At 55.5% G+C, this 1,093-nt stretch carries 1 protein-coding gene; it reads right to left on the bottom strand.

Annotated features, from left to right (window positions below):
- On the bottom strand, positions 1 to 492 hold a 492-nt coding region (locus tag QP381_RS08425), incomplete at its 3' end, for a hypothetical protein (RefSeq protein WP_285068463.1).
- Positions 493 to 1,093: the final 601 nt, after the last annotated feature.

Raw genomic sequence — 1,093 nt, forward strand, 5'->3', positions numbered from 1 at the left:
CGTGGAAGCGGTAGAGGCTGCCGCCTCGGGGGAATCAATCGCAATATCAGGGAACGCAACATCGACTTCGTCAGGGTTTAGGCCCTTAGTGCCGTAAACATCCGCGTCAATCGTGAGCATTTTGACTAGGAGATCTTCCAAGCGGGGTTGTTCTAACCTGATTTTCCGATCCCTGGTGGTGAGCGTGGCTTTTTCTCTGGCTCTGACCTCGGTTGCGGTCATCACGCCGACTTCCTGCTCCCCAAAGGTTGCAGGAGAATACCCGGCACTGCGAATAATATTGGCGACAAGTTTGTCAATGGTGGCTGCGTGTTCAGCAAACCGGATTGAGAACTGGACCGGTTGGAGGGGTGAGGATTCCCCAATACTGCCTAGGGTTTCTACGCCCTCAAAGACTTCTTGGTCAAGATCAAAGGTGGGGTTACCGTCCCTGTCTTCAAGCATGTCTTTACGTGCGATGATCCTTGCTTTAGCGAGGCGCACGTCGCGCATCCACGCGTTCCAGGTTTCATCTAACGCGTCGAGTAGGCCGGTTAGCCCGTCGAGGTCTGAGCGACCAAGGTCGCGGCCTGCTGCTAGGTCCCGCCATCTGCGTTGAGGTGTCAGGTTCGGGAAGTAGGTTACGCATAGGCCGGGGGTTATGCCGGTGGTTATGGTCGCGTCTGCGTCTACCTGTGTGGCTAGTGGTGCGGTAGTGGGGTGATCTACTAGTGGGCGGATAGAACCTAACTGGGTTTTGGTGCCCTCGTAAAGTTCGTGACGGATACGCCCGTTACCATTTTCGTCTAAGTAGTGGGTTTCGAGGTGCCGCCAATAAGTGGTTGGCCCTGAACCGATCGTAGGGTTGGGATCTTCCAGGTCGTAACAGAAAATGACCTGTTTTAGTTCTCCCCATGAGAAGTAGGGGATTGCTTGATCCGCGTCCACAGTGGTAATAAACGGGCGGGAATGGGTGTTATCCCAGGTAACACGGTGGAACCTACCACCTAAGGCTGCCCCTGTTTCTGCGCCTTGTACGAGCTGGTCGAGTAGGCCGTCTTCAACATATTCGTTGACGCGCCGCCCGGTCGGGGTTGGGGGGTTGCCGTCCTCG

This window comes from Pauljensenia sp. UMB6358, assembly GCF_030216865.1.
Taxonomy (GTDB): domain Bacteria; phylum Actinomycetota; class Actinomycetes; order Actinomycetales; family Actinomycetaceae; genus Pauljensenia; species Pauljensenia turicensis_A.